Below are 25,472 nucleotides of genomic sequence, written 5' to 3'. Positions count from 1 at the left end.
CCTTCCATAAGTTTATTCGGCAAGCTGATAATCGTCATTGGTCAGTTTGAATGCATGGGTCAGACCTGAGGTGAGATAGATTTGATGATCAGTGGTAACAAAAATAGCTTCGGCATCGTCGCGGCTCTCGACGAACTGCCGTCCTTCCGTTAGTCCAAGCGAGAAGACGGAAGTTGACATGGCGTCGGCGTCCATGGACGTGTCGGTCACAATCGTTACGCTGAGCAGGTCATTATCGACCGGATAACCGGTGAAGGGGCTCAGAATATGGTGATACACTTTTCCGTTTGCTTCGAAGAAGCGCTCGTACACGCCGGAGGTTACGATTGTCTTATTGACGACCTCCAGTGTTCCCAGATGCTGCCCGCGCTTTTCTCCGGGATCCTGGATGCCGATATTCCACGGTGAACCGTCCGGTTTCGATCCCATGGCAAGGATGTTGCCCCCAAGGTCGATGATGGCCGAATGGAAATCCTGCTGCTGCAAATAATCCGCAATGACGTCCGCCGCATATCCTTTGGCGATGGCCCCCAGATCCAGCGACATTCCTTCTTTCTTCAGCAGAATGGCATGGGATGCCGGATTCAAAATGACATCCTTATAGTTCATTCTCTTCATGGCTTCATCCAGCTCATCCTCTTCCGGCACAGCGGGGTGTTCACCGCCAATGCCCCAGAGGTCGACAAGCGGGCCTACGGTCGGTTCGAAATGTCCGCCGGAAGCCGCCGCGTAATCGATGGCGGTTTGGACAACCTTGAAGGTTTCCTCGGATACGCTCACTTCGGACTTGCCCGCCGCTTGATTGACCCGATCAATCTCGCTGTCCGCCAGCTGCCGGTTCATGCGTTGGTCGATCCGCTCCAGCAGTGCGCCTACCTCATCGAAATGCTGGGACGTCATCCGTTCATCGTAAACGCGGAGACTTACAATGGTATCGAATATAAAGTAACGTTCGGTTGCCGGTTCGTTGCTGGCGGCTACCTTCTGATCTGCTGTGGTTGTGCAGCCAATCGATCCCGTCATCAACAGGGTGAGCATGATCAACAGGTTGCTGTAGGAAAGAAGCTTCCTATACATGACAGTGCCTCCTCTTTTCAGTTCTGATGCTGTTCTCAATCGAGTTCCGATGATCTCAGCGTATCAGACCCTTCCCTTGCTGAATGTGAGAAAAATCATTTCTGGCACTTGGTGCAGCCCTGATAATGAAGATAAGCAAAGCGAAGTGGAGAGATGCTGATGAAACGCGGAGATATTGGAATAGCGCTCGTGCTGATAGCGGTTGTCGCCTGGTTTGGAATATCCAAGTTTATGGGAGAAGACGGAGCGGCGCAGGGAACCTATGCCATGATCGAGGTGAATGGAAAGCATTATGATACGGTGGCGCTTACGGAAGAGCCCCGAGATATAGAAATCCGGACAGAACGGGGATATAACCTCTTGAGGGTCTCCCGCGAGGGGATCGAGATGGTCGAGTCGGATTGTCCGGATCAGCTCTGCATTGGGTTCGGTCACGTTCACGATGTTCATGGCACCATTGTATGTTTGCCCAATCGGGTGTTTGTAGAAGTGACTGGAGATCAAGTTGAAGGAAGTGAGCCGGATGCCGTTGTCTCCTGATCCCCATGCACTCCGCAAGCTGGTCGTAATCGCCATCTGCGCCTCCTTATCGGTGGTGCTTGGCATTGTGGAGGCCCTGATTCCATTCGCGGTCACGATACCCGGTGCCAAGCTGGGACTAGGCAATATTTTGGTGCTGACCTGTCTAGTCTGCCTAGGGGGCAGAGATGCCCTGTGGCTTATCGTTTTAAAGACATTGCTGACGGCCTTTATACTCGGAAGCTTCTCGACCTTCCTGTTCAGTATGTTCGGCGCGCTGGCGAGTTTTCTGGTGATGTATGTCATGCTTAGGCTCGGGGGCCATAATTTCAGTTTAACCGGCGTGAGCATCGCAGGTGGCATTGCTCATAATATTGGCCAATTAACGGCAGCCTCGCTGGTATTGGGAACAACCAAAATTTATTATTACTTGCCATTTTTGCTCGGGGCGGGTGTAGTGACGGGGATATTTGTGGGATGGGCTGCAAAACATCTGATCGAATCCCTGCGACGTATCGATCCGTTTGGCATGTTTCACACGGAAAGTTAAGGAGGAGGCGCTAGGCATGGTGGACATAACCGATAAGTCAGAGCACGCGGTCCAACTCAAGCATGTATATTACGGTCAGGGCTGTACGAACGTGCTCAAGGACGTCTCGCTGGCGATCCCCCAAGGGCAGTGGGTATGCATCGCCGGAAGGAACGGGGCAGGCAAGTCCACGTTGATTCGCCTGTTAAACGGTCTTCTCCTCATGAGTCGGGGACGCATTCTTATTGATGGGCTGGAATTGAACGGCCGTACGCTGGGTGAAATTCGCCGTCATATTGGCATGGTGTTTGCCAACCCTGACGATCAGTTTGTCGGCCTCACCGTAGAGGATGATATTGCGTTTGGCCTGGAAAATCTGTGCCTGAGCCGGGAAGAGATGCTGCAGCGGATTCGGACCTATGCGGAGCGGCTGGATATCGTCCATCTGCTCCACCGCCATCCGGCTACTTTGTCCGGTGGACAGAAGCAGCGCGCTGCCATTGCCGCCGTGCTGGCGATGGAGCCTTCTATTATTGTCTTGGACGAGGCAGCTTCCATGCTGGATGAGAAGGCTAAGAATGAGCTGCTGGGTTTCATGAGAACCATGCATGCCGAAGGCCGATATACCATCATCTCCATCACCCATGACGTAGAGGAGATGGCCGAAGCAGACCGGATGATTGTGTTGGATGGCGGGATAGTGACGGCAGACGGAAGTCCAAGGGAGCTGCTGCTGCAGGAAGAGCTGCTCCAACGTTGCAGGCTAAAGGTTCCTTTTGCCCTCCAGCTATGCAGGGAGCTGAAGGCGCGGGGGATTGATATCGGTGAGCTGGTTAGGGAGAAGGAGGTGCTGGAGGCGTTATGGTCATATCATTCGAAGAGGTTTCTTACCGCTACCGGGACCGGGGGATGAGTCCTATTCTTGGACTCGACGGTCTTAATCTGGAACTGGAGGAAGGCAGAATGATTGCCGTCCTCGGTGCGCCGGGTTCAGGAAAATCAACACTTCTCCAGCATATGAACGGATTGATACGGGCAGATGAGGGCTTGATTCGCATATTGGATTTTCGCCTTGAATCGGGGGACAGCAAGAAAATCCCTGCCGGTCTGCGGCAACGCGTCGGCCTGGTGTTCCAATACCCGGAGCAGCAGCTGTTTGAAGAGACGGTGGAGAAAGATTTGCTGTTCGGGCCGCTTAATTTCGGGCGGAGTCCAGCCGAAGCTGCCGAGGCGGTCCGTAGAGCGGCTTCCTTCGTCGGATTAGACGAGGAGCTGCTGGCACAGAGTCCTTTCAAATTAAGCTCGGGCCAGATGCGAAAAGCGGCCGTAGCTGCCGTACTGGCGGCTGACCCCGACATTTTGGCTTTGGATGAGCCTACGGCCTCCCTCGATCCTGCCAGCCGTGAGGATTTGATGGAGCGGCTGCATGGATTAACGAGCACCCAAGGCAAGACGGTTCTCATCGTCACCCACCGGTTGGAGGAAGTCGTGGCCTATGCGGACGAGTTCGTTGTAATTAAAGATGGCAGCGTCGTATTTCAAGGAACGGCCAAAGAGTTGGTACACCGGCAGGAGGTGCTGGAGCAGGCGGGACTGATGGCTCCGTCGTCCGTGCGGATGGCGGGCAAGCTGGCAGCCCAGCTTGGAGTACAGCCTCCGGAGATGCCACCGGATGCGGCGGCGCTGGCGGATTGGTACGCAAGCCAGCTTGAAATATAGGGCAGGGCGAAGCAGAGGCGAAAGGAGGAAGCATGGATGAAACGAAAAATCATCCTGGGCCGATATATGGAAGGTGATTCATGGGTTCATCGTCTGGATCCGCGTGCCAAGACGGCTGCCATGCCGCTCTTTATGGTAGCCGTGTTCCTGGTAGACGGATATATGGGGGTGCTCGCGCTGCTGCTGTTCACTGCGGCGGTAATCCGGGCTACGAGAATCCCGTACCGTTATTTCATTATAGCCATGAAGCCGCTGATGTTCCTAATATTGTTCATCCTGGTATTTCACCTTCTTTATGACGCGGGAGGCGGGAAACTGCTGGATGTGGGTGCGTTCAAGGTGTATGCCGGCGGATTGGAAAAAGGCATCGTGTCCGCATCACGGATGGCGCTCTTCATCATGTTGGCGGCGGTGCTGACCTTCACGACCCAGCCGGAGCAGTTGGCCCAGGGGCTCGGCAGCCTCCTGCGGCCCCTGACCTATATCGGCGTGCCGACTGATCGGCTGGTGCTGATGCTCGGTATTGCCCTCCGGTTCATTCCGACCATCTTCGAGGAAGCGGAGCGGCTGTGGAAGGCACAGCAGTCCAGGGGACTGGACCTGTCGTCGCGGTCGCTAAAGGAGAAGGCACGGCTGATCATTGCCCTGCTGGTGCCTGTAACGACAGGCGCGTTCCGGCGAGCCATCGGGCTTGCCGATTCCATGGAAGCCAGAGGCTACCGGCTGGGTGCGCCGCGAAGCAGGTTCAGGGCCTTTGTATGGAAGCGGGCGGATACGCTGTTTGTCGCATTGTTCCTGCTGCCCGTGGCCGCAGCCGCGCTGCTGTAATTGGGGCTTGAAGGAAATGAAAACCGCAGGTCCTTAAGGACTGCGGTTTATTTTACTCGAATTTTATAGGGAAGGCTTCACAAACACTACAATTCTCATATCCTCAGGAAGCCTATCCGATATGTATTTGCCTGTGCCGGATCTTTGTCCATTGTACCAATCGCAGCTGTATACATTGGAAGGTCCCCATCTCATGGTGCCTTTCCCGTGGGGTTTGTTATTCTTCACTTCTCCGTAATAGGTTGCCCCGTTTGGGAGGGTCAAGCATACTTTTTGGTTTGAGGCCGCGGTCTCCTCTACATTTGAATCTTGTCGCTGATCCGTATCTTTATGTATACCATCCACGGATGACTTACCCGGTCAAATCATAGATGAGAATCATGTCAAACGTAAAGTTATAATATGTAATTGACTATGTGAATTGGCTATTTGGCCCATCTTTTTTTGTGAGCTTACAATACAGCTTGTAGAGAATGAAACTATAAAAAACACGGCTCCGAACAGGAGCGATGTTTTCTGTCATCCGCATTAATGCATCCGCATCGGCGTATTGGTCGGTTCGATCCCCTGGTAGGCCTGGTCCACGGACTGCCGGATTTCCTTCAGGCTAAGCCCTTGCTGTCTGCCGCCCAGGTACATGTTCGTAATGTCCAGGCAGGTTTGGCAGAACTTGGCGTGCGTGGTTGGCGTGAGCCGGCCATCGTCCTCTTGAGCATAGTAGCAATTGAGGTTACTGCTGTGGCCAGCATCCCCGCATCCGCAGAAGCAGGGCATATAGGCCAAGTGGCTGGCGTGGAGGATCGCTGCATTGTATTCCTTCACGCTAGACATGTGCGGAAGAGGCGCATCGGGATTCACCAGGTAGGCACTTTTTCCGTTGGATCGGCCTGCAAGCTTTTCCGCATATAGGACATGTTCTGCAATATCCTTTCATATCGAACAGGGATGCATCCATGATGGATGCATCCCTGTTCATTTTGAGTATATGGATTCATGTCTTTAGGGCAGAAAATAATGGAGCAGTACCTGCAAATCATGCTGGGCGGGATGATCTGTAAAGTCGCCGATCATCCGCTGAGCCTGTTCCGCATACGATCGGGCAAGCGCCTCGCTTTGCTCAATGGCGCTGCTTGCGGCAATGCGGTGGATGACTTCATCCATGTCAGCCGCTGCAGAGTGGGGGCCAAGCTGTCTGATTCCAGGTGCAAGGGCTGGATCGTTTAGGGCGTATATCACCGGCAGCGTAATGTTGCCGTTTCGCAGGTCTGCGCCAGCCGGCTTGCCGATGGCCTCCTTGGGCTTCGTGAAATCGAGCAGGTCATCCCGGATTTGAAATGCCATGCCGAGCGACTCCCCGAATTGAAACAGCCGTTCAGCGGTTCTCGCATCCGCTTTGGCTGCTTCCGCGCCCGCTTTCAGGCAGTGGGCCATCAGCAGGGCGGTTTTGCAGCGCGTTTTCTCCAAATACTGCGCCAGCCTCAGTTCATAGTTAAAGCGGTGGTGCAGCTGATCGTATTCTCCCATACAGAGCTCGGTTACCAGAGCCGCAAGTTCGGCTAACCGGTAAGCATCCTCCTCGGAGACATCTTCACTGCTCCTGTCTGACTCGTCATTCGGATTACCCGCAGCCCATTCGATGGCACGGGCAATCATGTAGTTGCCGATGTGCACGGCCGTCTGGACATCCGTGGTTTCATGCAGGGTCGGCATGCCTCGCCGCATATCGGATTGATCGATGATGTCATCGTGTACCAGCGAGGCCATGTGTAAATATTCAAGCAGCACGGCGGTTTTCATGACGGCCGGCTCATGCACGCTTTCCCCGAAACGGCTACCGAGCACGACCATGAGCGGACGCAGCCGCTTGCCGCCGGCGTCAATGAGATCTATGACGCTGCTCAGCACAACAGAGGGAGGAGTGAGGTCACGGTCTGAGGTGACCACCTCCCGGAGCAGGTTGTCGAAGGAAGCGAGATCCACTCCCATTTGGTTATGAATGTTCATTTGCATCATCGCTCCTTTCCCAGATGGCTCCTTACGCGCTCCGTTGCTCCAGATAGCTGCGGATTTCGCGCTTCAGCTCTTTAAGCAGGATTTCGGGTGAAACGTTCTTCATTAGATTCAGCTGCATGCGTTTATGGAAGGGGAGAAGCCGGGACAGCAGCTTCCATTCCTTCCGTTTGACGGCAATCCGGTACATAAGCCCGGTTAAATAATCGCCGTCCAGCAGCATGCGCGTCAATCTCTCGTTATCCTGTGCCTGCAGCTTGCCGTGCTTGCTTAGCGCGGAATGAATCAGGATGCAGCATGCCAGCACCGTCATTTTCCGGGAATAGGCCAGTTCATAAGCGTTGAGCATATCGGCAATGTCCCTCACCGGCCTGTTATCCATCTCCATCCAATCGATATCCGTTCCGGAATCGATATGCGACCGAAGCAGGTCGATCGTATCCTGTAATAGCTTCATATCCATCGTTATTGACTCCTTCCGGAAGGCTCGTGTTGATTAAGAGTGTGAATGACGGCATAACGGCCTATGAACCGAATCGGCAAGCGTGATAAGGCAAGCCGATTCTCTCGAACGGTGAAAGATTAGTCCGTATACACGTACCATCGCCTTACGATCGGAATTCGTTTCCATACCTTCTTCAGCCAAGGATATACATAGTAGTCAAGTCCGAACGTGCTGCCCGATCCGCCGATTAAGGCGATCCCAGCTGCTAAATACCACAGCATTTCGTTAGGTGCCATACCTGATACCCAAACCATCGCGCCCATGGCAACGCTAGCTACGGCTGCAGGTGCCGTGAACAATCCGACGATCAGCAGGATGCCGACGATCAGCTCAGCCAGGACCATCGAGGTCTGAAACACATAGGCGAGCGAAGTATAACCACCGTCGCCGGTGTAAAACATCAGGTCCATCGACCAATCGACAATGGATTTCATGAAACCCGGAACCGGCAGGGCGGATACCGCTTCTGCGGTATAAGCGGAGGCGGCGGAGACCGCGTCAGCCGCTCCAGCTCCGGCAGCATCGGCGCCGGCAGCAGACGCTGCGCTTACGCCATCGGCTACTTTGGCAGGAATAAGGAACACCTTATTCGGATCCTCAATAATCTTGTGGATTTTATCCCATCCCTGAGAGAGCCACATCCATCCGGCAAAAATCCGCAGCGGAACGAGCCAGAAATTCGGAGACCGTTTGGCAAAATGTCCCCCCACGAAGCTGCGATTGTTCCGAACATGGAAGAATTCATGCAGCAGGTAATGGTATACCTTGTTGAAGCCGCAAACCTGGAACAGATAGAGCATATTGATCATATGTTTGACCAGCATAGCCATGAAGCCGCTGAGCCTGAACATGTGGCCAGGAACACCCACGTTAGCTACTCCGTAGCGGCTGCCGATACACACCATCGTCCCGTGGAACGTCGGTTTGTAGGATTTCATCGGTTTGTTCAATAGTTCAGCCACAATGTTATGTGCGATGACTGGGGCTGCGAGTTCCGCATTTTCTACCATTTGAGGTACGGGTGCAGCCGCGCCCTCAGGAATGTAGAAAATATTGTCCCCGACGACATAAACGTTCGGATGGGCAGGAACTTGAAGCTTGTCGTTGGTCAAAATACGCTTGCGGCCTTTTTGCTCGACATCCATATTGCCAACTACGTCGGAACCCTCAACCCCCGCGGTCCAGATAACCGTACGGGATTTGATGTCATTGCCGCCGACGGTAACGCCGTCCGGTTTAACTTCTGTAATCTTCGAGCCTGTGATGATATTGACGTCCATTTTGCGCAGCCGTTTCTCGGCTTTGCGGATTAACGGTTCGGGCAGGATCGGCAGGATCTTGTCGACCATGTCGGCGACATGAAGTGTAACCTCGCTTGGATCGACGTAGAACTCTTTACATAATTGTTGAGTGAATTCGGCCAGCTCGCCGATCATTTCGACCCCGGTGAATCCACCGCCGACCACAACAAAGGTCAGCATTTCTTTGCGGACCTGCGGGTCGCGCTCCAGCACAGCTTTTCGGAACATATTCAGGGTGTGTTCCTTCAAGCGGACCGCATCATCATACGACCATAAGGTAAAGGCGTGTTGATCTGCGCCCGGTATGCCGAAGAAGGTTGGCTTGCTGCCTGTCCCGATGACCAGATAATCATAGTTATAAGTTTGTTTCTCTCCACGGAGTGTTTGACCGTCAAAGTCAATGCCGCCGATTTCATCCAGCACCACGTCTACATTGCGGAATCCGGAGAACACTTTTTTTAGATCGATTTTGATGGAATCTTCTTCGACCCGATTCGCGGCCACTTCATGCAGCTCGGTCAGCAGTGTATGATACGGCTTGCGGTCGATGAGTGTTATCCGCAAATCTTTCTGTTTGCGCAGTCGTTTAGCCAGCTTCTTGGCGGTAAGTATACCGCCATATCCGCCGCCCAGCACGATAATCTGTTTCATGCGAATCTCCCCTCAAGGAATAGTTGTCTTATATCTATCGCTCTTGTGCTTATTTGGCGCCTTCGAGTGCTTTCGTTGCCAGCTCTACAAATCCGCTGACGTGGATCGACACACCGGAGATGGCATCGGTTTTGCCGTCTTCAGCCGTTACGATTGCTTGCGGATCTTGCTTTTCAATCAAATACTGCTCGGCTTGATACGCCTGTTCATGCCATTCGGATTGAGCTCCGCCGTTCTTCATGCCGTACTCTCCGGATTTGGAACGGGTAACTTTATCGGTACCGCCGTCTTTGTGAACGCCGTTCCAGCTAACCGTGGCAATCTTGCCGTTAATAACGGTAACGTCGACGGTTTCTTTCCAGCCGGAATTAGTGTCGAAATCTGCCGCTTCTGCGTGATAGCTGCCGTCTTTGTATGGTCCTGCTTCAACAGGTCCCGCCGCCAGCGCTTTTGCTGCCAGTTCCGTAAATCCGTTGACATGGATCGATACTCCGGACACGGCATCCGTGCGGCCTTCATCGTTCAAGGTCAAGCCTTCAACCGACTGCTGAGCCACCAGGTATTCCTCCATTTTAGCTGCCTGCTCATGCCATTCTGCTTGAGCGCCGCCTTTTTCCTTCATGCCGTAGAAGCCTTTTTCGGAAAATGTCTTTTTGTCCAAGCCGCCGTCCTTATGAATCCCGTTCCAGTTGGCGCTGACGATCTTGCCGCCTTCGACCTTAATCGCAACGAGTTCTTTCCAGCCGGAGTCTTCGGCAAACTCGCCTTCAGCGTAATATAAGCCGTCCTGCAGGGTTCCTTCTTGTGCAGGCTGTTCCGCATTACTTGTGTTATCCGTGTTTTGGCTCTCTGCTGATTTGTCCGTATTAACGGGCTCATTGTCACCGTTGCCTCCGCAGCCGACAAGCAGCGCAAACATCAACATGACGGAGAGGGATAGAGAGAGTGTCCTTTTCATTCTGGTTTCCTCCTATGATTTTGTGAATTACTTCACAAATATTGTTCTTGAGTTCATTTTATTCTTAAAAAGAATAGTTATCGGTGAAAAAAATCACAAATAGTGTCGGTGCTTCATGTTCGAGGTCATCCTGTTGATTATCTATGAAGGATCATAGGTCAGATAATGCCTCGAATGTCATCCAGTGAATAGATGCCTTCACTTTCCATCAATTCAATCAATTCTTCGGCCAGGGTATCGCCGGCCCGCAAGTTGATGAAGTTGTAGGTTCCGATCTGTACTGCAGCCGCGCCTGCCATGGTGAATTCGAGGATATCCTCGGCGCTGCTGATGCCGCCGATTCCAACGACCGGGATGGATACCGACCGGGCCACCTGATGGACCATGCGGAGCGCGATCGGTTTAATTGCCGGCCCGGACAGCCCGGCGTAGGCTCTGTCAAAAACGCTTCGCCGTTCCCGAATATCAATCGCCATCGCTTGGATTGTATTGATGAGCGAAAGACCATCAGCACCTTCAGCTTCACACATGCGTGCCATTTCCTTCAAATCCCTTGCACCGGGAGAGAGCTTGACGAGCAGAGGCAGCGTGGTCGCTTTCCGGACTGCGCGAACTACCTCTTGAGCCTGCTCATTCTCAACACCGAAGGCCAGCCCGCCTTCCTTGATGTTGGGGCAGGAGATGTTGAGCTCAATTATGTCGACAGCTCGTTTGCCGGATGACCGTAACTTGAGGCTGGCTTCGGTAAGCAGCTCGGCGCCCTCCGTATATTCCTGTATGGTGCTGCCGCCAAGATTGACGATGACCGCAGTCCCGTGTGAGGTCATCTCGGATAATTCATGCTCCAGAAAAGCGTGGATGCCCGGATTCTCAAGGCCAATGCTGTTCATGATGCCGGATGGCGTTTCGTAAAGCCTTGTTCCAGAATTGCCGATTCGTGGGGTCAGGGTCAGTCCCTTGGACACAATGCCTCCAAGCTTGCGAAGCGCATACAGATCCGCATACGGTTTGCCGAATCCGAACGTGCCCGATGCCGCCAAAATCGGATTCGCCAGCGGGACGCCCGCCAGTTCACAATCGATGGAGATCATTCCAGTTCACCTCCTTCGCCGGAAATACGGGGCCATCGGTGCATACCTTGCGGCTTGAGCCAGCGGAGGTTAACGTGCAGCTGTTGCATGCCCCGATGCCGCAGCCCATTCGCTTCTCGATGGAGACGTGAAGCTTGGCGTTAGTACTCTCCGTTTTTTGGGCCAGACTGTGCATCATGCCAACCGGTCCGCATGCGAATATCGTGTCATAGCGGCTTGGGTCCACTGCATCTACAATGGTTCCGCCGGATTTGACGGTGACATTGCGGCTGATCTCGTGGAATCCGGTGACTCCGAAAGGTACGCTGGTGTATCCCAGATATACGTTGGCCTCGGGTATTTCCTTAGCTGCCAGCAGCAGCGGGGCTACACCAATGCCGTCTCCTACCAGTGCCGTCCGGCCTTGGGGCTCAGGGAATCCTTGTCCAAAAGGTCCCTCCAGCTGAATCTTGTCACCCGCTTGAAGCGCCGATAGCAGCCATGTGCCTGTTCCATGCACGCGATACAAGAAGGAAACGGAGTCCTCCGTCAGGTTATGAACGCTGATCGGTCGTGACAGCACGGGATAGGTATCCCAGCAGCGAAGCATGAAGAACTGCCCCATTCGTGCCGAATAGCTGCCTTGAACGGTAAGTCGATAGATGCGATGAGCCAGTCTGACATTTTGAATAACAAGGGCCACGTTCTTATTCTCCTCCCTTGGCGTACTTTTTCCGCCCGCTATGTTCCTTGCTACAGTATCACAGACCGATAACGCTACCTGTGACATTTCTCATATTCGGGCGTTATTCGGGCTTGATACCTTTTGTATACATACACGAGACAAAAAAGGTGGGGATCATACATGAGAACACTGGTGATTGTTGCACATCCGGGTCTGCATGAGAGGTCACGGATCAATCGCGAACTAACCGAGACGGTGAGAGATAATCATGAGGTGACAGTGCATGACCTCTATCAGCGTTATCCGGATGGACATATCGATATCGAGGCCGAACATCAATTGCTGCTCCAGCATGACCGTATCGTGTTTCAATTCCCTTTCTGGTGGTACAGTTCACCGCCCCTTTTGAAGCATTGGTTCGACGAGGTGCTAACCTTCGGATGGGCGTATGGTCCGGGCGGAGACAAACTCCAGGGAAAAGAGTGGGGCGTAGCCATTACGACCGGCGGAGCTGCGGAGGCCTACGGCAGCGAAGGATACAACCGCTACACGGTGGAAGAGCTAACCCGGCCCTATGAGGTGACGGCCAGCCTGGTAGGCGCGATTTACTTGCCGGTATTTACTGTTCATAATGCCATGCAGCTAACGGATGAAGAGCTGCGGCGTCATGCGGAGGATTTTGCGTTGCACGTTACAGGAGTGGTGAGATCCAGGTAAGGGTTGCTATTGAAAGCGTGCAGCTGCTGAAGTGATGGTTCGAATTAATATTCACGAATTCGGCCGTTTTCCAGAGGCATGTTGTTCCACGCGAAAATCATGAACGAATCAAGCGTGTTTATCCATTCGTGAAAAGGAAAAACTGAATTGCTGATAAATTAGCCTGGCGGCAGAAGCTGCCGGGCTTTTCGGTGTACTGGCAAATTTCCGCAGATTCCGGCATATTCCGAGCGATCCAGGGGAGATTCTTCTGGGAATGCTGCACATCTGTTTATAGGCTGGGATGCTGTTCTTATAGAAAGGGAGGTGCGACGAACGCCACGATTTGTTGATTAGAAGGCAGATGTGACGGAGCGCCCGATAATTCGAAAACATTCGTTGCATTGTGAAGACTCTTATTTTATACTCGTATACATAGATTTACGATACATAGATTATCTAGGTATTGGAGTGATAGGGCGAATGGGCATTAACAAGGAGCTGCTGAAAGGCAGTACCGTCATTTTATTGCTTACCGTATTAAACAAGCGGGAAATGTACGGGTACGAGCTGATCAAGGAGATTGAGCAAAGCTCGGATGGGGTGTTCCTGATGAAGGAAGGCACGTTATACCCGATTCTGCACACGCTGGAGGCGGAAGGTTGGCTGGATTCCTCCTGGAGCCAGCATGATGGACGCAAACGGAAATATTACCGGATTACCGAGCGCGGCAGGGAGCAGCTCCATGAGAAGACCAAGGAGTGGGTCAAATTCCGTACGGCGGTGGATACGGTCATCGGGGAGGGAAGCTAGCGTGCGACCGGTTGAAGAATACAAGGTTGTTCAAGACTTCCTGGCCCGGGTGTGCAAGCAGGTACGCGCAAGAGCCATGCATCCGGAAATCCGCGAAGAGCTGCTCGGCCATATCGAGGAGCGGACGGAGCTTCTGATGCTGGAGGGCAATTCGGAGGAGCCGGCGGTGCAGGAAGCGGTGAAACAGATGGGTGATCCGGGGGATATCGGCAAAAGCCTGCATTTGGCTCATCGGCCTCAGTTGGATTGGAAGCTGCTTGTCCTGCTGGCCCTGTTCTTAATCATTGGACTGGTTGGCATGGTGAGTGTTTATTACGCGGATGAAAGGTATTCCGTTAGCCTAGTCGAGAGGAAGTCGTTTTACTTCGGAATCGGAGTTTTATTCCTTATTGGTTTTTATTTTCTGGATTATCGGAAGCTGAAGAAATACTCGGCCCCTGTGTTTTTCTTTATCGTTATTCTAATGGTCATTTCATTAGTGTATGGACAGTTGTACGATATAAGCCCGGTCTATGTCAAAGTTGGCCACACTGGAGTCAATATGATCACTTTCTCCTTGATACCGCTTCTGCTCGCTTTGGCAGGGGCGAAGCCTGCCAGCCAATGGGGACGGTGGGAGACGGTATTGAACATCCTCTATCGAGGAGTACTGCCTGTGGTCCTCTATAGCATAAGCAGCTCTATTATCTACACGTACATCTATGTGATTGGGTTCCTGGTTTTGACATGGAGAACAAGTAAAAGTATGAAACAATTTGCTATGATCGCGGCGCTGCCTCTTGTCGTAGTAGCTATTTTTCTCAGCACCCGGACAGATCATTTACTGCTCCGGTGGAGAGAATTTATGAACCCTTCAGCCAAAGAAATGTGGTATATGGGGAATAACGCAGATGCCATCCAAGCAGCAGGCTGGTTTGGGCAAGGTTTTGGTCAAGCTACACCGAAGATCCCATATGTCCTTTATGATAACGTGTTTCCATACCTCATCTATTGCTTCGGCTGGTTGTTCGGGATCGTAGTTGGCGTACTGATTCTGCTGTTTCTCGTTAGAATATGGAGTATTTCTACGGTCCACAGGGATTCTTATGCGAAGTATATCGCTGCATTACTCATCGTTGTTTTTGGATTTCGGCTGCTATGGCCGCTGCTCATGGGGCTCGGCATTCTTCCAAGGGTTACATTGGATCCACCCTTCTTCTCTTACAGCGGGATGAACCAAATCCTGGACATGGCAGCAGTCGGCCTGCTCCTCTCCATCTACAGACGCAAAAACATGATCCCAAGCGAGGTGGGAGAAGCGGCTCCTATGAAGGTGGCCTAGTTGAGGCTGAAGATCATCTTTCAATTCCGGTTAGCAGGATAAAGTTTTGCAAAAGAAAAAGCGAGAGCTTGATTCTCGCTTTTTTCCGTTTTTAGAAAGGTGCCTTATCCGTTCGGTGGCGTATAAACTACATCTTTACCAGCGCATCGGCCGCGATTTCCTCGATATAGTGGCAGGCCGCCTGATGGCCTCCGCGCTCATCGACTTCCCGAAGCAACGGGGCCTCGGATCGGCAGAAATCCGTGGCATACATGCAGCGGGTATGAAACCGGCAGCCGGAAGGCGGATTGATCGGGGACGGAACATCCCCCTTGAGAATGATGCGTTCCTTCTTGCGCTCGGGATCTAGTGTCGGGATGGCCGACAGCAGAGCGCGGGTGTAAGGGTGCTGTGGGTGCCGGAAGAGGGAGTGCTTATCCGCGATTTCCACAATCGTCCCCAGATACATCACGATAATCCGGTCGGAAATATGCCGAACGACCCCGAGATCATGGGAGATAAACAGATAGGTCAGCTTGAATTCGGTTTGCAATGATTTCATCAGATTGAGCACCTGTGCCTGGATGGATACGTCAAGCGCAGAGACCGCTTCATCGCTGATGATCAGCTTGGGATTTACGGACAAGGCGCGAGCAATTCCGATCCGCTGCCGCTGCCCGCCGCTGAATTCATGCGGGTACCGATTGGCTTGATAGGCGGCCAGGCCGACCGTTTCCAGAAGCTCGATGGCCCGTCCCCGCCGCTCCTTTTTAGGAACAACGTTCTGAATGTCCATCGCTTCTTCAAGCACTTGGAGTGCCGTTTTTCTAGGATTCAAGGAAGCGTAGGGGTCCTGAAAAATCATCTGCAGGTCTTTACGCCTTCGGTTCATCTGCGCTTTATTTAGGGAAAGCAGATCGGTGCCTTCGAACACCACCTCGCCAGCGGTTGGTTCGTCCAGCCTCAGGATGGCCCGGCCCGTGGTTGATTTGCCACAGCCGGATTCGCCCACGATACTAACGGTTTCCCCCTCATGTACGGAGAACGAAATATCATCCACGGCTTTTACGACGTTGACGGTACGGCCCAGGATGCCGCCCCTGATTGGAAAATACTGCTTGAGATTCTTTACTGTTAACAGCTCTTTGCTCATAGCAGAACGTTCACCTCGCTTTCCGGCTCCCATTGATCGGTGTATTTCCAGCACCTGACTTGCTGGTTATCATCCAGTGCCTGAAGCTCCGGCAGTTTGTCATAGCACAGCTTGGCTGCATGGGGACAGCGGGGGGCGAAGCGGCAGCCCTCCTGCGGATCATAGGGGCTTGGAACCGAGCCCTTAATCGGCTCCAGTGTTTCCTTATCGATATCATGTCGCGGCAGCGAGTTCATCAGGCCAATGGTGTAGGGGTGCTTCGGATGTTTGAATAGGGTCCGCACATCGGTATATTCCACGACCTTCCCGCAGTACATAACCGCAACGTCATCACAGGTTTCCGCGACGATGCCCAGATCATGGGTGATAAAAATAATCGACATCTGCAGCTTCCGCTGCAGTTCCTTCATCAGCTCCAGAATTTGAGCCTGAATGGTCACGTCAAGCGCTGTGGTCGGCTCGTCTGCAATGAGCAGATCCGGATTGCATGCCAGCGCCATGGCAATCATGACACGTTGGCGCATACCGCCGGACAGCTGGAAGGGGTACTGTCGGACCCTTTTTTCCGGGGAAGGGATGCCGACCAGTTTTAACATCTCGATGGCTTTGTCCATCGCTTGTTTTTTGCTCAGATTCTCATGGATTTGGTAGGCCTCCGCGATCTGATCGCCGACGGTGAAGACCGGATTGAGCGATGTCATCGGCTCCTGGAAGATCATCGAGATCTGATTGCCCCTTATTTTGCGCATCTGCCGGTCCGTTTGTTCGAGCAGATTCAGACCGTTATATAGGATTTGGCCACCGACGATTCGTCCCGGATGAAAGATCAGCCGCAGGATGGACAGGGACAGTATGCTTTTTCCTGAACCGGATTCGCCCACGATGCCGAGCGTCTGCCCCTTGCGTACGGTAAGGCTAATATCATCCACAGCTTTCACTTCGCCCAGTTCGGTGAAAAAAGAGGTTCGCAGGTTCTTGATCGTAAGCAAATTTGATGCGTGCTGTTCCATCTTGTCTAAGCTCCCTTCGCCTTCAATTGGTCTTGGAATCATGTGTCCGCATGGACTCCAAAATGGATCGATTCGTCTGGATTAGCGATGTATGAGGACAGTAGTTCCGCTATTACTTTATTTTCTGCATGTTAGTGGAAGTACGAGGACATGAGATCCGCTATTGCGAGAAATAGTTGGCTAAATTCGTGATTTTGGGTACATTAACGGATCATGTGTCCGCATGGACTCCAAAATGGATCGATTTTCGGTAAATAGTGGATCGTCTGTCCGCGTGGCTCTCAAATAGCTCGTTTTTGAAGAAACAGTGGATCCTCTGACCGCACGGGCCCCAAAACAGCTCGATTCGCCTCGGCTAGCGATGTATGAGGACTGTAGTTCCGCTATTAGTTTATTTTCTGCATGTTAGTGGAAGTACGAGGACATGAGATCCGCTATTGCGAGAAATAGTTGGCTAAATTCGTGATTCTGAGTACATTAACGGATCGTATGTCCGGATTGGCTCCCAAATAGCTCGATTTTCGGTAAATAGCGGATCGTGTGTCCGTATGAACCACACTAGTAATCACACTAAATCCACACACTGTTTGCCACACAATGTAGGGTTCACACTATTGACCACATGCGATAAACAACACATTAATGGCCGTACTAAAGACTACACATATTCCGCTATAGATCCCGCTGTAGATCTCCCTATTGACCAAACTAATGACCAAACTAACGACCAAACTAATGATCACCCACGATGACCACACTGTAGATCCCCCTAATGATCACGCGATAGACCGCAAACTGTAGATCACACAAATAGCCGCCACACTAATCGCACATAAAGCCCACACCACAGTTGGATCTCGTCAATCAATCGAAATCAATGCGCTTGTTGAAGTATCGGTAGGAGATGTCCACGAGCAGGTTCATGAGCACGAACATGACCGAGAGCACAAGCACGGTTGCCTGTACAACCGGGAAATCCCTCGCCCTGATTGAGTCGATGACGTATCGGCCCATGCCGTTCACGGCGAATACGGACTCGGTCAGCACCGCCCCGCCCAGCAGACCTCCAAATTCCAGGCCGATGACGGTTATAACGGGAATCATGGCATTTTTCAAGGCATGCCGGTAGATGATGACACGCTCTCGGACGCCCTTGGCTTGAGCGGTGCGGATGTAATCCTGACCGATGACCTCCAGCATGCTGGAACGGGTCATTCTGGCGATGATCGCGGCGCCGCCTGTCCCGAGCGTGATCACGGGCAGAACGGTTTGCGACCACGTGCCCCAGCCGGAGGGACGGAACCAGCCCAGATCCACGGCAAAATATTGGATCAGCATAAGCCCCAGCCAGAAATTCGGCATCGATAGTCCGAACAGGGCAATGAACATGACGCCGATATCGGCGGGCGAGCTTTTTTTGACGGCGGAGATGATGCCCGCCAGAATGCCGAGAAATACAGCCAGGATCGTAGAGTATACGGCAAGCTCGACGGTGATCCAGAACCGGCTTTTGAATATTTCATCGGCGATGGGGCGGCTGCTGCGGATCGAATCTCCCAAATCTCCCTGCAGTAAACCGCTGACGTAGTTCCAATACTGAAGCGGCAGCGGATCGTTCAATCCCAGGTTCTCGCGGATCTTCTCCACCTGCTCCTTGGGCGCTCCTTCCCCGATAATGACCTGCGCCGCATCTCCCGGAATGAGGTGCATCAGCAGGAAGACGACAATGGTTACACCAATGACAACAGGTATCGTCTGAATTAGCCTTCGAATGGAATAGATGAGCATGGCCCGGCAGCTCCCTTCATTATTTTTTCATCTTCGGGTCAAGGACATCCCGCAAGCCGTCACCCAGCAAATTAAATGCGATGACCACGAACACGATCGACAGGCCGGGGAACAGGGCAACATGGGGGTGATCCATAATATAGTTGCGCCCATCATTCAGCATGGCTCCCCACTCCGGCGTCGGCGGCTGTGCGCCAAGACCGAGGAAGGACAAGCCGCTAGCGGTCAGGATAGCAACAGCGATCCGCAGCGTAGCCTGCACGATGATAGGGGATGTGATATTAGGCAAAATATGCCCGAAGATGATTCGTCCATCGCTCGCGCCCAGCGAACGCATGGCATCAATATATTCGAGCTTGCGGACGGCCAGCGTCGAGCCGCGCACGACTCTGGCAAAGGTGGGAATCGAGAAGATGCTGACGGCAATAATCACATTGAACAGATTTTTTCCAAGAACGCTGACAACCGCCAATGCCAGCAAAATGCCGGGAAACGCCAGCATGACATCGGTCATTCTCATAATGAGTGCATCCCATTTACCTCCGTAATAGCCGGATATGATTCCGAGTACGACACCAAAGGCTGCCCCGATAATGACCGAGATAAAACCGACCGAGAGCGTAAGACGCATGCCATGGATAATCCTGGTGAAAATATCTCGCCCGTTGTGGTCCGTACCAAACCAATGGTCAGCGGACGGCTTCAGCAGTTTCGTAGAATAATCCACTTTGGTCGGATCATACTGGGTGAGCAGGGGGCCAATGATCGCGACAAGAATCATCAGCAGGAGAAAATAACCCCCGAATAAGGCCGCTTTGTTCTTCTTCAGACGGTGGTAGAAAGATTTCCATTGTACGAGGCGGGTTCCACTAGGGAGCGATTCTTGTGTTCTGGCATCAGCGGTCATGTTAGGCACGTGAAATCATCCTTTCTCCAAGTTTGGATGTCAGCATGGGTGTCGTAGAAACGTGAGGTAAATCTGGCTTCTACTGGTATAAATATCAAATAGTAAAATATATGTTAACTGTGTATAAAATATTTTCCTATTTTGATTGAGAAGGGGGAGTTTGTTTCACATGACAGGTAATAGAAGATTAAAGTGGCTTGTCTGCATCCTGGTCATGCTCACCGTAATAATCTCGGCGTGCGGCAGTCCAAGCAAGAGCAGTAACCCCGAAACGCCGCCAAACGGCAGTAATACGCCAGCTCCGGAGCCGGGGGCCAAGGATCCTCCCAAAGGAACGGACGATACCGGTGCAAATGAGCTTGTGATTGCCTGGCTTTCTGATCCGCCATCCATGGACCCTCATATGTCGACGGACCAGCAAACGAGCGTAATGACAACGCATATTTATGATACATTGGTGATTCATGATAAGGATCTGAATATTCAGCCGGGGCTCGCGGAGAGCTGGAAAGCGATCGATGAATTGACCTGGGAGTTCAAGCTGAGACAAGGCGTGAAGTTTACGGACGGCTCTCCATTCAATGCAGAGGTGGTCAAAGCCAACATTGATCGTATGCAGGATCCGGAGGTTGCTTCCCCGCGCGCATCGCTTGTCGGCATGATTAAAGAGGTTAAAGTCGTTGACGAATACACGGTGCAGCTCGTGACCGAGTATGCTTTCTCGCCGCTGCTTGCCCATCTGGCCCATTCTGCGGTGGGCATGATTAGTGCCGAAGCCATCAAGCTGGATTACGAGAAGGTGAAGGCAGGCGAGAAGGGAGGCGCATATCTGGCGCAGAACCCTGTAGGCACAGGCGTATTCAAATTAGAGAGCTGGAACCCCGGACAGGAAGTGAAGCTGGTTGCGAATGCCGATTATTGGGGAGATAAAGCGAAGGTTGAACGGGTCACGTTCAAGGTCGTAAGCGAAGAGGGAACGCGGATCGCGGAGCTTGAAACCGGCTACGCGCATATTATCGATCCGGTGTCGCCGAGCAGCATCAGCCGCATTGAGAGCACGGACGGCATGTCTCTGAACCGTCAGGCTTCGCTGAGCCTGTCTTATATCGGGTTTAACAACGACAAAAAGCCGTTTAACGATGTACGGGTACGGCAGGCCTTGTCGATGGCCATCAATAAAGACGAGATTATCTCGGGCATCTATGAAGGTACGGGCATTCCTGCCGTCGGACCTCTGGCACCGGACGTGAACGGCTATGATGCTACCGTAAAGCCGATCGAGCATAACATCGACAAAGCGAAAGAGCTGTTGAAGGAGGCCGGCTACGAGGGCGGCTTTTCAACGACCATCTGGACCAATGACAATCCGGAACGGATTAAAGTCGCCGAGTATGTACAATCCAAGCTGAAGGAATTGAACGTCGAAGTCAAAATCGAAGTGGTCGAGTGGGGCGCATATCTGGCTCAAACCGCAGAAGGCAAGCATGATATGTTTATCCTTGGTTGGTCTACGGTAACGGCTGATGCCGACTATGGAATGTATGAGTTATTCCATTCCAAGAATGTAGGAGAGCCGGGTAACCGTACCTTCACGAAGGATCCGGAACTGGATAAGCTGCTGGACGCAGGACGCAAAGAGAACGACCCGGAACAACGCAAGCTCATCTATAAGCAGGCGCAAGAGATGCTGGTTGAGTTAGCGCCGATGCTGTATATCCATCATCAGGAGTATTTAAACGGAGTCAGCAGCAAGGTGGAGGGCTTCTGGAGGCATCCGAACGGTATCATGCAGCTGCATCAAGTGTCCATTCAGCCATAAGGATGTCCTGAAAGCTTTATTGCCTTTGAATGATCGTAAAATTAATAGAGTAGTTTATAGCAAAGAGGCCGCTTATACTTGGGCCTCTTTTGTGATGTTGTTAGAGTGCCGGGACAGGTGAATAGGACGCCCAATAGATTATAAGCTGTGTTCGTTGGGCATCTGAATAGATTATGCAGCATGTCCGAGTGGATGGAATTGAGGTGACGTCACATTTTTTGCGTCAAAAGAATGCTGAAAAGAATATAATATATACGTTGACGAGTATATACACTTTAGCGTATATTTAATCCATGAATACTTCAGCTATGCAATTAACCCTGTTCACGATCTCGGAGCCGAACCGCTTCAACATCATTGAACTCTTAAAGCAAGGGTCGAGATCGGTCAGCGACATCGTAGAGATTCTGGGAATCGGCCAGCCCCAAGTATCCCGCCATCTGCGGATACTGAGCGAGGCCGGGCTGGTGAAAGTCCGTAAGAACGCACAGCAGCGCATTTATAGTCTTGAAGCCCAGCCGTTTCAGGAGCTGGACGTCTGGTTCGATTCTTTCAGTCGATTGTGGGAAGAGCGACTCGACAAGTTCGAAGACTATATGAGCGACTTCAACGGAAAGGAGAGTTAGACCCATTTTTTACCATAACCACAGGAAGATACGGCTCTGCACGCAGAGCCGACTTCATCGACAGGAGGAATTCACTTGAGCAGGAAGACCATTGTCAAGAAAGACCGGGAGCAGCGAAGGCTGACCGTGGAACGTGTCGTATCCATACCTTTGAAGCTGTCCTGGCAGGGGTGGACTAAGCCGGAACACATTGAACGCTGGTGGGGGCCAAGGAACTGGAATGCCACGGTATATGAGATGGATGTCAGACCGGGTGGCGTATGGCGCTACAGGTTGGCTCCTGATAAGGCAGGAGAAGGGGAAGAAGCCTTTTGCAAGGCGACCTACTCCGAAGTGATGGAGTTATCAAGGCTCGTATATACGGACACATTCACGGATCCGAACTGGAACCCCGTGGAAGGCAGCGACATGTTTACCTCGGTTACGTTTGAAGGGGTCGGGGAAGGGACCAGGCTATGCATTATTACCCATTTCGCGAGTGCAGAGGAACTGGAAGCTGCGGAAGGCATGGGAATGGTGGAAGGATACACGGATACGCTGGAACGGTTTGAGAATGAAATCAGCTTGTACATAACAGGATAATAAAAGGAGAGATGACCATGAGCTATGCAATGTCGAATGACGGTACCCGAATTTTTTATGAAAAGAAAGGGACTGGTCCAGCTATTATTCTTGTAGCTGCTGCAGCTTCGGATCACAACGATACAACGCGTCTTGGGGAGTTTCTGTCTGAACAATTCACCGTCTACAATTATGACCGGCGGGGACGGGGCAGCAGTACGGATACGGCTCCGTATGCCGTTGATCGTGAGGTTGAAGATATCGATGCCCTGATTCAGGAGGCGGGCGGCAGCGCGTATGTATTCGGAGGTTCTTCGGGCGCTGTTCTGGCTCTGGATGCGGCGAGCAGACTCGGAAGCGGTAAAGTTAGAAAACTATTTCTATATGAGCCGCCGTTTATCATTGAGGATAGCCGTGAACCCGTACCGGCGGAATACGTGCAGCATTTGAATGCGCTGATGGCCGAGAGCAGGCGCAGCGAAGCCGTAGAATATTTCATGACAGCAGCGCTGGGGATCCCCGCGGAATATATCGAATTCATGAAGGCAGATCCTTCTTGGCAGGTCATGGAGGGCATGGCGCATACATTGGCCTATGACGGCATGATTATGGGGAGCACGCAATCCGGTCAACCGCTGCCAACGGATCGCTGGGATGTCGATGTTCCGGTCATGGTGATGACGGGCGAGAATAGCGGAGCTATGTTCCATGGGGCCGCTAGCGCATTGGTTGACTTGCTCCCTCAGTGCAAGCACCGGATGCTGCCTGGTCAGGACCATTCTGCCGTAGTGATGGCACCGGAAGTGCTGGCTCCTGAGGTGTCGGGTTTTCTGCAGCCTTCGGCAGACCAAATACCGAGATAATTGTGCTTGGCTCATAAAGAAACCGTGGCCCTTAGGGTCACGGTTTCTTTGTTTCCCGTTCCGGTTGAAGCATTCATTCGGACTTCTGAAACGGCTCGATAAATTGATTAAAGGCGCTGGTGCGAAACAGGTCGCGCCGGAATACAAAATGGACCTTGGAGCTGCGATAACGCCCGGGGATTTGGAAAGCCTGCAATTTCCCGGCATCCACCCAGTCCTTAACGGAAGAACGCGTTAGCAGCGAGATACCCAGCCCGGCGGCCACACCGCCCATGATGGCTTCCAACGTACCAAACTCCATAATATTCATGGGCCCCACGTTCTCTTCATGAAGCCATTGCTCCAACCGTTCACGGTGGTAGCAGCCCTTGCCAAAGAACAGCAGCGGTTTGGTGAGCAAATCGCGAAGCGCAGCCTCCGTCGGTTCCGAGATGAGGACAAGCTCCTCGTCAAAGGCCCGGAATTCGTCAAAGTCCGGGTAATCCAGAGGTCCGCTGATAAACGCCCCATCCAGTTCATATTCGTTCAGGGCTCGAATCAAGTCAGCTCTATGGCCTGTAATTAATGACAGTTTCACGTCAGGATACCGTCTATGATAATCCAGCATGATGCCGGGTAGATGTACTGCGGCTGTGGTTTCCGATGAGCCGATTCGCAGCGGACCCGACGGTTCTTCCGAGAATTGGGTCGATTTCACGGCTTCGTCAAGCAAACGCATAATCTGATCGGCATACTTGAGCAGATTACAGCCGGCCGAAGTTAAGGCAACGCCGCGGCTGAGCCGATAGAACAGAGGCGTGTTCAGCTCGGATTCAAGCTGCCGGATTCTAGCAGTCACGTTCGATTGCACGTAACCAAGGCTGGCGGCAGCCTTGGTTATATTTCCTTCACGGGCAACAGCCTGGAATATCTTCAGATCCCCACTCTCCACCTTAGGAGCCTCCTTTTATCCATCATTCACAGTGATGGCTCGAATCTCATTTAATTATTTTACATGATATGAAGGGCGGAATAAACTGAGGATACACTTGGTTAAGGAGAGGGGAATTCATGGCATGAGCAAACCGCGTATGCTGTTTCTGACGATATTTACGATGCTGGTTGCGGGACTTAACTTCCCGATCGGCAAAATTGCGCTGTCCTTCGGTTCTCCATTCGTGCTGCTGGCGATCCGGTTTGTGGGAGCGGGCCTTCTGATGCTGCCCTTTATTGTAAAACGGCCCCATCCCAGAAGCGGCGCTGCCTGGCTGAAGCTGGCAACGATCGGTCTGTTTCAATCGGCACTCGTGATGAGTGGCATCTACCTGAGCATGCAAACGATTTCCTCCGGCAGCTCCTCGGTTTTGTCCTCCAGCAACCCGATCTGGTTCATCGTGTTCAGCTTCCTGATTTTCGGTATGAGGTACCGTCTTCTTCAGTGGGCGGGCGTGATCATCGGTTTTATCGGCGTGTTCATTACGCAAGGCCTGGAGATGCAGATGCAGAGCGGATTCTGGTTTGCGCTGGGCGCAGGGATGGCCTGGGGCATGGCGACGCTGCTAAGTTCCCGTTTGGGTTAGGAGTTTGACGCTTGGGTGATGGCTGCCTATCAGATGCTGATCGGCGGCATCCTTCTGCTCATCGCAAGTCCGCTGCTGGAACAGCCGCATTTTGTATGGGATTTGTCCCAGATCGTGAAGGAACTCTTTGTTCTGGGCTGGATGATTCTGATGAGCTCGATTGCCCAGTTCGTCACCTGGTATTTTGTGCTGCGCAATAGCGATCCCAATAAAGCCAACGTGTATCTGTTCCTCATTCCCGTGTTCGGTGTATTATCCGGATGGCTTATACTAGGCGAGCAGCTGCATTGGTATACCTTGGCCGGCACAGTGTGTATCGGGCTTGGCATTTATCTAGTGAATCGGCCTAGACGAGTAGACAAAACAAAAGATCCATTCACGATCAGGGAGCGGTGCGGTACCGTATAAAGGGCAAGAAAACTAATAAATTCGGATTTAGCAGGTCACAGCGAATGATTCGCGTGGCCTGCTTTTTTGCTATGGCGAACAAAGGTTTTCTCGTCTGAACAGGTATCATGAGAAGCA

General features: G+C 52.3%; 28 protein-coding genes. 14 read left to right on the top strand and 14 right to left on the bottom strand.

Annotation, left to right across the window (positions count from 1 at the left end):
• Positions 1-12: 12 nt before the first annotated feature.
• A complete protein-coding gene (locus J7E85_RS22530; RefSeq protein ID WP_215161703.1) occupies positions 13-1,077 on the bottom strand; it encodes an FAD:protein FMN transferase in 1,065 nt (354 codons plus the stop codon).
• Positions 1,078-1,236: 159 nt separating this feature from the next.
• Between J7E85_RS22530 and J7E85_RS22525 the strand changes: the two genes are divergently transcribed.
• Genes J7E85_RS22525 through J7E85_RS22505 form a run of 5 tightly spaced genes read left to right on the top strand, consistent with a single transcriptional unit; the run spans position 1,237 to position 4,672 of the window.
• Entirely contained in the window at positions 1,237-1,617 is a 381-nt protein-coding gene (locus J7E85_RS22525) for a NusG domain II-containing protein (RefSeq protein ID WP_098741548.1), read from the top strand.
• Positions 1,601-2,146, top strand: a complete 546-nt coding sequence (locus tag J7E85_RS22520; RefSeq protein WP_098741549.1) for a Gx transporter family protein — start codon at positions 1,601-1,603, stop codon at positions 2,144-2,146. Before J7E85_RS22525 ends, J7E85_RS22520 begins: the two co-directional genes overlap by 17 nt.
• A gap of 16 nt (positions 2,147-2,162) precedes the next feature.
• Positions 2,163-3,038, top strand: coding sequence for an energy-coupling factor transporter ATPase (locus tag J7E85_RS22515; RefSeq protein WP_215161701.1), 876 nt, complete (start codon positions 2,163-2,165; stop codon positions 3,036-3,038).
• On the top strand, positions 2,987-3,844 hold the full coding sequence (locus J7E85_RS22510; RefSeq protein WP_215161700.1) for an ATP-binding cassette domain-containing protein: 858 nt from the start codon (positions 2,987-2,989) through the stop codon (positions 3,842-3,844). The genes J7E85_RS22515 and J7E85_RS22510 overlap by 52 nt, the downstream gene beginning before the upstream one ends.
• A 36-nt stretch (positions 3,845-3,880) precedes the next feature.
• On the top strand, positions 3,881-4,672 hold the full coding sequence (locus J7E85_RS22505) for an energy-coupling factor transporter transmembrane component T family protein (protein WP_215161698.1): 792 nt from the start codon (positions 3,881-3,883) through the stop codon (positions 4,670-4,672).
• 63 nt (positions 4,673-4,735) lie between these two features.
• On the opposite strand, the gene J7E85_RS22500 is transcribed toward J7E85_RS22505, so the two are convergent.
• The 8 genes from J7E85_RS22500 to J7E85_RS22465 form a co-directional block, all read right to left on the bottom strand.
• A complete protein-coding gene (locus J7E85_RS22500) occupies positions 4,736-5,017 on the bottom strand; it encodes a hypothetical protein (protein ID WP_353049548.1) in 282 nt (93 codons plus the stop codon).
• A gap of 183 nt (positions 5,018-5,200) precedes the next feature.
• Entirely contained in the window at positions 5,201-5,503 is a 303-nt protein-coding gene (locus tag J7E85_RS22495) for a PCYCGC motif-containing (lipo)protein (protein WP_251035955.1), read from the bottom strand.
• 168 nt (positions 5,504-5,671) lie between these two features.
• Complete coding sequence (locus J7E85_RS22490) at positions 5,672-6,676, bottom strand: polyprenyl synthetase family protein (RefSeq protein ID WP_215161697.1); 1,005 nt, start codon at positions 6,674-6,676, stop codon at positions 5,672-5,674.
• A 31-nt stretch (positions 6,677-6,707) separates the two neighbouring features.
• Positions 6,708-7,145: a hypothetical protein gene (locus J7E85_RS22485; RefSeq protein ID WP_098741555.1), complete on the bottom strand. Its 438-nt coding sequence runs from the start codon at positions 7,143-7,145 to the stop codon at positions 6,708-6,710.
• A gap of 119 nt (positions 7,146-7,264) precedes the next feature.
• Positions 7,265-9,139 (bottom strand): FAD-dependent oxidoreductase, encoded by a 1,875-nt coding sequence (locus J7E85_RS22480; protein WP_215161695.1) that lies wholly within the window; start codon positions 9,137-9,139, stop codon positions 7,265-7,267.
• 49 nt (positions 9,140-9,188) lie between these two features.
• Positions 9,189-10,097, bottom strand: coding sequence for an FMN-binding protein (locus J7E85_RS22475; RefSeq protein WP_215161693.1), 909 nt, complete (start codon positions 10,095-10,097; stop codon positions 9,189-9,191).
• Between the two features lie 158 nt (positions 10,098-10,255).
• A complete protein-coding gene (locus J7E85_RS22470; RefSeq protein ID WP_215161691.1) occupies positions 10,256-11,188 on the bottom strand; it encodes a dihydroorotate dehydrogenase in 933 nt (310 codons plus the stop codon).
• Positions 11,169-11,870, bottom strand: coding sequence for a dihydroorotate dehydrogenase electron transfer subunit (locus tag J7E85_RS22465; RefSeq protein ID WP_215161689.1), 702 nt, complete (start codon positions 11,868-11,870; stop codon positions 11,169-11,171). The genes J7E85_RS22470 and J7E85_RS22465 overlap by 20 nt, the downstream gene beginning before the upstream one ends.
• A gap of 162 nt (positions 11,871-12,032) precedes the next feature.
• Between J7E85_RS22465 and J7E85_RS22460 the strand changes: the two genes are divergently transcribed.
• From J7E85_RS22460 to J7E85_RS22450, 3 genes are all read left to right on the top strand, one after another.
• Positions 12,033-12,569 (top strand): NAD(P)H-dependent oxidoreductase, encoded by a 537-nt coding sequence (locus J7E85_RS22460; RefSeq protein ID WP_215161687.1) that lies wholly within the window; start codon positions 12,033-12,035, stop codon positions 12,567-12,569.
• 462 nt (positions 12,570-13,031) lie between these two features.
• Positions 13,032-13,361 carry a PadR family transcriptional regulator gene (locus tag J7E85_RS22455; RefSeq protein WP_009595865.1) on the top strand — a complete coding sequence of 110 codons (330 nt, stop codon included), beginning with the start codon at positions 13,032-13,034 and terminating at the stop codon, positions 13,359-13,361.
• A gap of 1 nt (position 13,362) precedes the next feature.
• On the top strand, positions 13,363-14,682 hold the full coding sequence (locus J7E85_RS22450; RefSeq protein WP_215161685.1) for an FtsW/RodA/SpoVE family cell cycle protein: 1,320 nt from the start codon (positions 13,363-13,365) through the stop codon (positions 14,680-14,682).
• A gap of 127 nt (positions 14,683-14,809) precedes the next feature.
• On the opposite strand, the gene J7E85_RS22445 is transcribed toward J7E85_RS22450, so the two are convergent.
• From J7E85_RS22445 to nikC, 4 genes are all read right to left on the bottom strand, one after another.
• Positions 14,810-15,814 carry an ABC transporter ATP-binding protein gene (locus J7E85_RS22445; RefSeq protein WP_215161683.1) on the bottom strand — a complete coding sequence of 335 codons (1,005 nt, stop codon included), beginning with the start codon at positions 15,812-15,814 and terminating at the stop codon, positions 14,810-14,812.
• Positions 15,811-16,824, bottom strand: a complete 1,014-nt coding sequence (locus J7E85_RS22440; protein WP_215161681.1) for an ABC transporter ATP-binding protein — start codon at positions 16,822-16,824, stop codon at positions 15,811-15,813. The genes J7E85_RS22445 and J7E85_RS22440 overlap by 4 nt, the downstream gene beginning before the upstream one ends.
• Positions 16,825-17,688: 864 nt before the next feature.
• The gene (locus J7E85_RS22435) at positions 17,689-18,612 is read right to left on the bottom strand and encodes an ABC transporter permease (protein ID WP_215161679.1); all 924 of its coding nucleotides are present in this window, start codon (positions 18,610-18,612) and stop codon (positions 17,689-17,691) included.
• Positions 18,613-18,631: 19 nt separating this feature from the next.
• Complete coding sequence (gene nikC, locus J7E85_RS22430) at positions 18,632-19,528, bottom strand: nickel transporter permease (RefSeq protein WP_215161677.1); 897 nt, start codon at positions 19,526-19,528, stop codon at positions 18,632-18,634.
• A gap of 160 nt (positions 19,529-19,688) precedes the next feature.
• Here nikC and J7E85_RS22425 point away from each other — a divergent pair, with 160 nt between their 5' ends.
• From J7E85_RS22425 to J7E85_RS22410, 4 genes are all read left to right on the top strand, one after another.
• Positions 19,689-21,338 carry a glutathione ABC transporter substrate-binding protein gene (locus J7E85_RS22425; protein ID WP_215161675.1) on the top strand — a complete coding sequence of 550 codons (1,650 nt, stop codon included), beginning with the start codon at positions 19,689-19,691 and terminating at the stop codon, positions 21,336-21,338.
• Between the two features lie 293 nt (positions 21,339-21,631).
• The gene (locus J7E85_RS22420; protein WP_076322685.1) at positions 21,632-21,964 is read left to right on the top strand and encodes an ArsR/SmtB family transcription factor; all 333 of its coding nucleotides are present in this window, start codon (positions 21,632-21,634) and stop codon (positions 21,962-21,964) included.
• A 75-nt stretch (positions 21,965-22,039) separates the two neighbouring features.
• The gene (locus tag J7E85_RS22415) at positions 22,040-22,546 is read left to right on the top strand and encodes an SRPBCC family protein (RefSeq protein WP_215161673.1); all 507 of its coding nucleotides are present in this window, start codon (positions 22,040-22,042) and stop codon (positions 22,544-22,546) included.
• Between the two features lie 17 nt (positions 22,547-22,563).
• A complete protein-coding gene (locus tag J7E85_RS22410; protein WP_215161670.1) occupies positions 22,564-23,388 on the top strand; it encodes an alpha/beta fold hydrolase in 825 nt (274 codons plus the stop codon).
• A 73-nt stretch (positions 23,389-23,461) separates the two neighbouring features.
• Here the strand turns inward: J7E85_RS22410 and J7E85_RS22405 are convergent, their stop codons facing one another.
• Positions 23,462-24,319: a LysR family transcriptional regulator gene (locus J7E85_RS22405; protein ID WP_215161668.1), complete on the bottom strand. Its 858-nt coding sequence runs from the start codon at positions 24,317-24,319 to the stop codon at positions 23,462-23,464.
• A 124-nt stretch (positions 24,320-24,443) separates the two neighbouring features.
• Here J7E85_RS22405 and J7E85_RS34200 point away from each other — a divergent pair, with 124 nt between their 5' ends.
• A complete protein-coding gene (locus J7E85_RS34200; protein ID WP_251035954.1) occupies positions 24,444-24,947 on the top strand; it encodes a DMT family transporter in 504 nt (167 codons plus the stop codon).
• Positions 24,948-24,962: 15 nt separating this feature from the next.
• A complete protein-coding gene (locus J7E85_RS34195; protein ID WP_353049547.1) occupies positions 24,963-25,355 on the top strand; it encodes a DMT family transporter in 393 nt (130 codons plus the stop codon).
• Positions 25,356-25,472 lie beyond the last annotated feature (117 nt).

Origin of the sequence: Paenibacillus sp. ISL-20, from assembly GCF_018613005.1 — a bacterium.
Taxonomy (GTDB): Bacteria; Bacillota; Bacilli; order Paenibacillales; family Paenibacillaceae; genus Paenibacillus_AQ.
The sequence above is the reverse complement of the archived record's forward strand: the minus strand, read 5'-3'. Positions and strand labels throughout refer to the sequence as shown.

Excerpts from the sequence above, each read along its gene's own strand:
- J7E85_RS22455 (WP_009595865.1), top strand. The coding sequence starts at position 13,032 with ATGGGCATTAACAAGGAGCTGCTGAAAGGCAGTACCGTCATTTTATTG.
- J7E85_RS22520 (WP_098741549.1), top strand. The coding sequence starts at position 1,601 with ATGCCGTTGTCTCCTGATCCCCATGCACTCCGCAAGCTGGTCGTAATC.
- J7E85_RS22435 (WP_215161679.1), bottom strand. The coding sequence starts at position 18,612 with ATGCTCATCTATTCCATTCGAAGGCTAATTCAGACGATACCTGTTGTC.
- J7E85_RS22490 (WP_215161697.1), bottom strand. The coding sequence starts at position 6,676 with ATGAACATTCATAACCAAATGGGAGTGGATCTCGCTTCCTTCGACAAC.
- J7E85_RS22475 (WP_215161693.1), bottom strand. The coding sequence starts at position 10,097 with ATGAAAAGGACACTCTCTCTATCCCTCTCCGTCATGTTGATGTTTGCG.
- J7E85_RS22410 (WP_215161670.1), top strand. The coding sequence starts at position 22,564 with ATGAGCTATGCAATGTCGAATGACGGTACCCGAATTTTTTATGAAAAG.
- J7E85_RS34200 (WP_251035954.1), top strand. The coding sequence starts at position 24,444 with ATGAGCAAACCGCGTATGCTGTTTCTGACGATATTTACGATGCTGGTT.
- J7E85_RS22510 (WP_215161700.1), top strand. The coding sequence starts at position 2,987 with ATGGTCATATCATTCGAAGAGGTTTCTTACCGCTACCGGGACCGGGGG.
- J7E85_RS22515 (WP_215161701.1), top strand. The coding sequence starts at position 2,163 with ATGGTGGACATAACCGATAAGTCAGAGCACGCGGTCCAACTCAAGCAT.
- J7E85_RS22495 (WP_251035955.1), bottom strand. The coding sequence starts at position 5,503 with ATGTCTAGCGTGAAGGAATACAATGCAGCGATCCTCCACGCCAGCCAC.
- J7E85_RS22530 (WP_215161703.1), bottom strand. The coding sequence starts at position 1,077 with ATGTATAGGAAGCTTCTTTCCTACAGCAACCTGTTGATCATGCTCACC.
- J7E85_RS22470 (WP_215161691.1), bottom strand. The coding sequence starts at position 11,188 with ATGATCTCCATCGATTGTGAACTGGCGGGCGTCCCGCTGGCGAATCCG.
- J7E85_RS22445 (WP_215161683.1), bottom strand. The coding sequence starts at position 15,814 with ATGAGCAAAGAGCTGTTAACAGTAAAGAATCTCAAGCAGTATTTTCCA.
- J7E85_RS22480 (WP_215161695.1), bottom strand. The coding sequence starts at position 9,139 with ATGAAACAGATTATCGTGCTGGGCGGCGGATATGGCGGTATACTTACC.
- J7E85_RS22420 (WP_076322685.1), top strand. The coding sequence starts at position 21,632 with ATGAATACTTCAGCTATGCAATTAACCCTGTTCACGATCTCGGAGCCG.
- J7E85_RS22425 (WP_215161675.1), top strand. The coding sequence starts at position 19,689 with ATGACAGGTAATAGAAGATTAAAGTGGCTTGTCTGCATCCTGGTCATG.
- J7E85_RS22440 (WP_215161681.1), bottom strand. The coding sequence starts at position 16,824 with ATGGAACAGCACGCATCAAATTTGCTTACGATCAAGAACCTGCGAACC.
- J7E85_RS22505 (WP_215161698.1), top strand. The coding sequence starts at position 3,881 with ATGAAACGAAAAATCATCCTGGGCCGATATATGGAAGGTGATTCATGG.
- J7E85_RS22525 (WP_098741548.1), top strand. The coding sequence starts at position 1,237 with ATGAAACGCGGAGATATTGGAATAGCGCTCGTGCTGATAGCGGTTGTC.
- J7E85_RS22460 (WP_215161687.1), top strand. The coding sequence starts at position 12,033 with ATGAGAACACTGGTGATTGTTGCACATCCGGGTCTGCATGAGAGGTCA.
- J7E85_RS22485 (WP_098741555.1), bottom strand. The coding sequence starts at position 7,145 with ATGGATATGAAGCTATTACAGGATACGATCGACCTGCTTCGGTCGCAT.